This window comes from Bacteroides sp. An279, from assembly GCF_002159615.1.
In the GTDB taxonomy this organism is placed as follows: Bacteria; Bacteroidota; Bacteroidia; order Bacteroidales; family Bacteroidaceae; genus Phocaeicola; species Phocaeicola intestinalis.
In genome coordinates, this window is sequence record NZ_NFJA01000128.1 from 1 (window position 1) to 7,292 (window position 7,292).

A 7,292-nucleotide genomic window follows, 5' to 3' on the forward strand; every position below is an offset into this window, starting at 1 on the left:
TGACGAAGAACAGGAGCGAAAAGGACCAAAAAATCGCCCAAAGCACACACGAAAACGGATACATCAAGCCAAGAAAAACTTTTTGGAGAAATTCAAAACAGCTTCTCAAATCGACTGATTGCAAAGCATTTAAATCTGCGTCAATCCGCGAAAATCTGCGTTTCAAACAAAAACATCCATTATAAAAACCATAAACAAAAGAAGTATGAAAACCATCCAAACATTGGCTTTAGGGCTGTGTTTAGCCCTTGGAGCTTGTACTACACAACCCGACTCGACAGTGCAGACAAACGATAAAGGCACACAGTGGGAATGGAAACAAGGAACCATCGTAGTAAAAACGCCCGAACGCCCAGCGGGACAGAAAAGTGTATTGGGGCTTGCCCTTCCCAAAATGGAAGTGGTACGTGTAGGATTCGTAGGGTTAGGCATGCGAGGTCCGGGAGCCGTGGAACGCTTCACCTACATTCCGGGTACACAGATTGTAGCCTTGTGCGACTATGAACAGGAGCGTGCCGAAGCCTGCCAGAAATTGTTGCAGAAAGCTTCGCTGCCCAAAGCCGCCATCTACTCCGGCGAGAAAGGATACGAAGAGTTGTGCAAACGCGATGACATCGACTTAGTGTACATCGCCGCCGACTGGCTACACCACTTCCCCATCGCCAAATGCGCACTGGAGAACGGCAAGAACGTAGCTATCGAAGTACCTTCGGCTATGAACCTGAAAGAATGCTGGGAACTGATTGACCTGAGCGAAAAGAACCGCAAGCACTGCATGATTCTGGAGAACTGCTGCTACGACTGGTTCGAGATGAACACGTTGAACATGGCGCAACAAGGCGTGTTCGGCGAAATTATCCGTGCACAAGGAGCTTACATCCACAACTTGAACGAGTTTTGGGACCACTACTGGAAGAACGGCGAGGACGACAAGCTGGGCTGGCGGCTGGACTACAACATGCGACACCGCGGTGACGTATATGCTACTCATGGCTTAGGTCCCGTGGCACAAGCCTTGAACATCCACCGGGGCGACCGCATGGAGACGCTGGTAGCGATGGACACCAAGTCGGTAGTAGGCAAGGCACTGGTAGAAGCACGCACCGATTCCGCCTGCACGAATTTCCGCAACGGCGACCATACCACCACCCTTATCCGCACAGCAAACGGCAAGGTGATTGAAATCCAGCACGACGTAATGACACCCCAGCCTTACAGCCGCCTGTACCAGCTGACCGGCACGAAAGGATTCGCCAACAAATATCCGGTAGAAGGCTATGCGCTCGACAGCGAACAGCTTTCGGCTTCGGGCGTACAGCCGAAAGTGGACGACCTCAGCGCACACGGCTTCCTTCCGAAAGCTGAGCAAGAAGCCTTGGTAGCCAAATACCAGCACCCGATCCTGAAGAAATATGGCGAGATGGCAAAAGAAGTAGGCGGACATGGAGGTATGGACTTCATTATGGACAGCCGTTTAGTATATTGCCTGCAGAACGGATTGCCGCTGGACATGGACGTGTACGACCTTGCCGAATGGTGCTGCCTTGCCGAACTGGGCGAACTGTCGATGGACAATGGCTGCGCACCGGTAGCTTTCCCCGACTTCACCCGCGGTGAATGGAACGTGATAAAAGGATACAAGCATGCCTATGCCTCTCCCGAAGAGGAAGCTGCCACACTGGAAAAAGCCAAGGCATTCACGGCAAAACTGAAATCAGGTAACTAGGTAACCAGGGACTAGGCGACTAGGTTTCAAATAGTCCTGCTGATGTAAACCAAGCTATTCAGAACCTAGTACCTAGTACCTTGTCACCTAATACCTTTCGTCACATCCGCTCCATATCGCTTGCCGAAGAGTTCTTGCCGCGGTACCTGTTCTTCAACTGATTGAAACGGAAGACCAGGCTGACGGAGAAATTCCATAGCTGGTAGTCTTCGGTCTGGGTGAAACGGAGGTTTCCCTCACGCTGCTCTTCGCGGAATTTCATGGTGCGCAGCAGGTCGTAAGCCTTCAGGCTGACACTGAAACGTTTCTCGAAGAAATCTTTCTGCAATTCCAGATTCAGCATTTGGTAAGGACGAATGGACACGCTCCCCAAATCGCCGCCGGAATAGAAGGCGTAATACACGCTCAGCAGGTAGTCTTTCCGGAACGTGAACTGCTGGTTGAGCGCGGCGGTACAGTTGGGCGAATTATACGCAAGCGGCTCGCCCCGGTACATCACTTCGAAAAAGGGCTGGCTGATGCCCAACGTAAGGGAAGGATGCCAGATGCCGAACGTCTTCTGAATGTTCAGCGTCGCCTTCAGGTACTGAATGCGGCGGTAATTGCAAAAGGTGCTGATGATGCGGTTTCCCGCTTCTTCCTCATGGCAGGTGGACAGGTGGTTCTTCTCGTACGTATAGCTCGCGCTGAAATAAAAGAGTTTGTGGCTGATGCTCCACTCCAGTTTGTACGCCGTGGCAGGCAGCAGCAGCGGATTGCCCCGCTGGTACATAAACTCGTTGCTGTAATAGACGGCGTTGCTCAGCTGGCGGAACGAAGGGCGCGTGGTGCGCGACGAGAAAGACAGCGTCTGGCTCCAGCCGTTACGCTTGTAGCTGACGCTTGCCGAAGGATAGACGTTGTGAAAGCGGTGGGTCAGGTTGCCCGAAGCGTCCAGCCGGTCGCGGAACTTCATCTGCATATATTCGTAACGCACGCCTGCCCGGAAAGAAAAGTCGCCCGCCTCTGCCGACACGTCTGCAAACGCCGCCGCACGCACTTCGTCTTCATCGTAAAGCGAAGCCGCCACATTGTCTGCCGTGCTCTGCAGTTCGTTGTGCGTATGCACCCGGCTCACGTCGCTTCCAAAGCCCACCTGCACACCGGAGGCAGGGCGGTAATCGAACGCCAACTGGCCCGAGGCAATCGACAGATTCCCCTTCCCATGGCTTTCTGTTTCCAGCCGTTCGCCCGAACTTGTTTCCGCCGTCGCCTGCCGATAGCGGTTCCGGTTGTACACAAAGTCGAGGTTGAGGGCGGACGAAAGCCGGTCGCTCCAGTCGGCGTTATGGAACAGGTTGGCGTGATACACGTCGGTGCGGTTCAGGTAATCGTTGTCGATGTCTTTTTCCGCCAAGGGTGCATGGCTCCACCCGTATGCCAGGCTCCCGGTACGGAACGTATAGTCACGTGTATGTGTGCCTTCCACCTTCGCCCCTATCACGTGACGGGCGGTAAGCTCATAATCTGCATTAGCGTACCACGTATGTTGCTTCGTGTCGCGGCGGTCGCCCTGGTCGGGATTCCGGTACAGATACAGGCTGTCGCCCAACGCCAGCTCGTGCGATTGCGGCTGGTTCACCACCGAACGGTAATCGGCATACTGGTAATACGCCGACACGTGGAGCTTCCGGTTCCAGTAGTCGTAGCGCAGCGTCTCGTAGTCGGAATACCGCCTGCCCTGCTCCGACACGTGCTCCGCCAGCAAGGCATGCCCGTCGTCACGGCGCAAGGTATAGACCTTCAGCACCGCTTTCCCCTCGGCGTCGTAGCGTGCGCCCGGATTGGTAATCAGCTCCACCGAACGGATGTCTTGCGGCGTGAGCTGCTGCAGCTCATCGGCACGCGCCTTGCGGTTGTTGATGTAAATCACCGGAGTGCCCAAGCCGAACACTTCCACCCCGCCCGACACGGTGAACGTCATCCCCGGCAACACCGCCAGCATATCATTGATGCGGCGATATTGGCTCAACGTCGTGCCCTCCACGCGGGTCAGCAGCGCACCGTCTTTCTGCTGATGAACGGGACGTTCCGCCACCACCTCCACGCCCTGCAGCCGAACGCTCTCTTCGCGCAGCGTCACTTCACCCGTAAAGCCGCTTGCCGGAACCGTGCACGAGTGGTAGCCCAAGCACGAGAACCGCAGCAAGCCTTCGCCCAGAGCCGAAGCCTCCAGCATGAAACATCCGTCGGCATCGCTCACCGTGCCAGCCACAAAAACCGAATCGGGCAGCGCGAGCAGCACCACATTGGCGTACGCCACTCCCCGATGCGCCTCATCCGTCACTTTTCCCGTCAGGCTGTCCGCCCCGATGCCTGCACAGACACAGTGCAGCAACATCGCTGTAAAAATCATTCTTTTCATCATCGTATATTTTTGTTTTCGTTAAGATTTATCATTCCGTCCGCAGTCGGCAACACTTATCCTACAGGATTGGCATCGTCCGAGCCTCCGACAATGCTTATCCGGCTGGAACTCGCTGCAAAGTAACAGCAAAACTTCCCGGCGGCGAAAAATAATCCTTACCCGTGGGTTACGCCTATATTACTATTTTATTACTCCGCGCCACAGTTCCGGGTTTTTCCGCTATCTTTGTCGTGCACAATCAAACATACGCTTATGAAGAAATCAGTCCCTTGGATAAACCTCGTCACCATAGTCGCCTCGCTGTCCATTCTGATAGCGCAGGCAATCGGCTTCCGCCTGCAGTGCCGGCACGCGCTGGAGCAGGCGGTCGACGAACAGAAACGGCTGGTAGGACAATGCTGCGGCGACTTCTTCCGGCAACAGATGCAGATTCCGTCCGACAAAGGCTTCGTGGTCTACCTCTTTACCGCCGAAACCCATGAGCTGCTGGACACCTACACTTCGGTGCCCGGCTCGTACGTTGAAAACGGCATCGTGCGGTGGAACACACGCCTGACGCTGCAGACCGACACGTTCTACCTGCCTGCTTCCGTCTCCTACAACAACTGGAGTACCTTGGCGACACGCTACGTGGCAAGCGAACGCGGGCTTGCCTCCCCTCAGGCACTGGAAGCCTTCTTGCGCGAACGGCTGGACGAACCGGCACTCACGGTCACCGCCTCTGCCGGACGGCAGCTGTTGGCGGACATCGAGACCGTGTCGGCAGGCAGTTTCTTCCGCCCCACGTACCGACTGCAGTTCGGCATCAACCCCCTGAACCGAGAAAGCGTCTTCATCGGAGGCAGCCTCAAGACCGGCACGCTGCTGAAAGAGATATACTGGATGCTGGCGGCATCTGCCGTATGGGCAGTCCTCCTGATACTCTGCCTCATCTACCAGGCACGCACCATTCACGGCGAACGGAAGCTGAACCGCCTGCGCAACGACTTCCTGCACGCGATGATTCACGAACTGAAACGCCCCGTACAGTCGCTGAAAATCCTGATGTCGGTGCTCAAGGACAAAGAGATGAGCCACGATGAAACATTGCGCCGGGAAGCGGTTGCCGATGCACAAGCAGAGCTGGACAACCTCTCCGCCTACTTCTCGAAGCTGCGCGACATGACCTACGGCGACTTCAAGGAAATCCCGCTCAACCGCACCGTGTTCAACCTGAACGCCCTCCTCCGCCCACTGATAGAAAAGACCGAAAGGCAGGGCGTGAGCGTCCGCATCGACTCCGAGCCGCAAGACATCCTCGTGAAAGCCGACCGGATGCACATCAGCAACATCTTCAGCAACCTGCTGGAAAACGCCGTGAAGTATGCGCGGGGCGAAGCCGTCATTACAATTACCCTCCGCCAGACGGGCAACCGGACAGACATCAAGGTGAGCGACAACGGCAGGGGCATCCCAGCCGACGAGCTGAAACACATCTTCGAGAAATTCTACCGCAGCCCGGCAGTGCGCCGCGAGAACATTCCGGGACTGGGACTGGGGCTGAGCTACGTAAAAAGCTTGGTGGAAGCCCACTGCGGACACATCCGCGTAGAGAGCGAACCAAACCGAGGTACCACCTTTTATATATCTATACCGCAATGAACGATTCACCCTTAAAAATCCTGTTTGCCGACGACGACGCCACATATTCGTTGTTCTTGAAACGCTTCCTCGAAAAAGCAGGCTACGAAGTCGTACACGTGCCCGACGGGAAGCAGGCGTTGGAGCAGTTCCGCCTCTGCCGCCCCGACCTGGTATTGCTGGACATCAATATGCCGGAGATAAACGGATTCGAGGTGACACGGCAAATCCGCAGCTGGGACAAGAAAGTGCTGCTGTTCTTCCTGTCCGACCGCACCGAAATCTCCGACCGCCTGAAAGGATTCAGCCTGAAAGGGAACGACTACATCCCCAAGCCCTTCTATCCCGAAGAACTATTGGCAAAGATAGAAGAACGTTTCGCGGACAGTACCGGCGAAGACAACCCGCACTACCAAGCTAGCCATACCCTCTTCTCGCCCGAAACCAACGAGCTGACCGTATGCGGCACGGCGCACACCGTCACCTCGCGTCAGGCGGAAATACTGACCCTGCTGTTCCAAAACATCAACCAGACCGTCTACCGCGAAGACATCCTGACCCACGTATGGGGAAACGACTCATACGCCAACTCGCTTGCGCTGAACGTGCAGATTTCCTACCTGCGCCACTACCTGAAAGACGATTCGGGCATACGCATCGAGTCCATCAAGAAAAAAGGCTACGTGCTGCGGACGGTTTCTCCCGAATAAATCGGCAGGCAATGCCGGATAAATCCGATGAAATGCTTATTTTTGTGACGATAAAACAAGCAATATTTCACCACAGAGGCCACAGAGGCACACAGAGTCTTTAAATTTTCCTCTGTGATACTCTGTGTCCCCTGTGGTGATTTTTTCATCCGATAAACGAATCAAGATATGACAAGCGACAACGAAAAAGAAATGTTCCCCCTCGTAGATGAAGAGGGAAACATAACGGGAGCAGCCACGCGGGGCGAATGCCACAACGGGAGCAAACTGCTGCATCCGGTGGTACACTTGCACGTGTTCAACAGCCGAGGTGAACTCTTCCTGCAACGCCGTCCGGCATGGAAAGACATCCAGCCCGGCAAATGGGACACATCGGTAGGAGGACACATCGACCTGGGCGAGAGTGTGGAAATGGCTCTGATACGGGAAGCACGCGAAGAATTAGGCATTACCGGCTTCACGCCCCAACTCCTCACGCATTACGTCTTCGAATCCGACCGTGAAAAAGAACTGGTGTTCAGTCACCGCACTACCTACGACGGCACTATCACCCCCAGCGACGAACTGGACGGCGGACGCTTCTGGACTTTAGAGGACATCCGGAAAGCATTAGGCACAGGCATCTTCACGCCTAACTTCGAAAACGAATTCAAACGGTTGGGCTTCTGAACGTAAAAAAACAGGACATGACATGCAGTATTCGAAGTTTTCTTTCATTTACTTAGAAGCTGTTTTGAATTTATCGTGCGATGATTTGGGATGAGTTTTTGAGGCATTTTCGCTTCTGTGATGAGGAAGATAGCGGGCTATCTGACGAAGAACAGGAGCG

5 protein-coding genes are annotated in these 7,292 nt (G+C 54.7%); 4 read left to right on the forward strand and 1 reads right to left on the reverse strand.

Features of this window, described 5'->3' with window-relative positions:
- Positions 1-205: 205 nt before the first annotated feature.
- Positions 206-1,726, forward strand: a complete 1,521-nt coding sequence (locus B5F78_RS15375) for a Gfo/Idh/MocA family protein (protein ID WP_022041093.1) — start codon at positions 206-208, stop codon at positions 1,724-1,726.
- Positions 1,727-1,826: 100 nt separating this feature from the next.
- Here the strand turns inward: B5F78_RS15375 and B5F78_RS15380 are convergent, their stop codons facing one another.
- Positions 1,827-4,133 carry an outer membrane beta-barrel family protein gene (locus B5F78_RS15380; RefSeq protein ID WP_087407148.1) on the reverse strand — a complete coding sequence of 769 codons (2,307 nt, stop codon included), beginning with the start codon at positions 4,131-4,133 and terminating at the stop codon, positions 1,827-1,829.
- 252 nt (positions 4,134-4,385) lie between these two features.
- Here B5F78_RS15380 and B5F78_RS15385 point away from each other — a divergent pair, with 252 nt between their 5' ends.
- From B5F78_RS15385 to B5F78_RS15395, 3 genes are all read left to right on the forward strand, one after another.
- Positions 4,386-5,774, forward strand: coding sequence for a sensor histidine kinase (locus tag B5F78_RS15385; RefSeq protein ID WP_087407149.1), 1,389 nt, complete (start codon positions 4,386-4,388; stop codon positions 5,772-5,774).
- Positions 5,771-6,463 carry a response regulator transcription factor gene (locus B5F78_RS15390; protein WP_087407150.1) on the forward strand — a complete coding sequence of 231 codons (693 nt, stop codon included), beginning with the start codon at positions 5,771-5,773 and terminating at the stop codon, positions 6,461-6,463. The genes B5F78_RS15385 and B5F78_RS15390 overlap by 4 nt, the downstream gene beginning before the upstream one ends.
- 168 nt (positions 6,464-6,631) lie before the next feature.
- The gene (locus B5F78_RS15395) at positions 6,632-7,132 is read left to right on the forward strand and encodes an NUDIX hydrolase (RefSeq protein ID WP_087250876.1); all 501 of its coding nucleotides are present in this window, start codon (positions 6,632-6,634) and stop codon (positions 7,130-7,132) included.
- Positions 7,133-7,292 lie beyond the last annotated feature (160 nt).

Excerpts from the sequence above, each read along its gene's own strand:
- B5F78_RS15375 (WP_022041093.1), top strand. The coding sequence starts at position 206 with ATGAAAACCATCCAAACATTGGCTTTAGGGCTGTGTTTAGCCCTTGGA.
- B5F78_RS15380 (WP_087407148.1), bottom strand. The coding sequence starts at position 4,133 with ATGATGAAAAGAATGATTTTTACAGCGATGTTGCTGCACTGTGTCTGT.
- B5F78_RS15385 (WP_087407149.1), top strand. The coding sequence starts at position 4,386 with ATGAAGAAATCAGTCCCTTGGATAAACCTCGTCACCATAGTCGCCTCG.
- B5F78_RS15390 (WP_087407150.1), top strand. The coding sequence starts at position 5,771 with ATGAACGATTCACCCTTAAAAATCCTGTTTGCCGACGACGACGCCACA.
- B5F78_RS15395 (WP_087250876.1), top strand. The coding sequence starts at position 6,632 with ATGACAAGCGACAACGAAAAAGAAATGTTCCCCCTCGTAGATGAAGAG.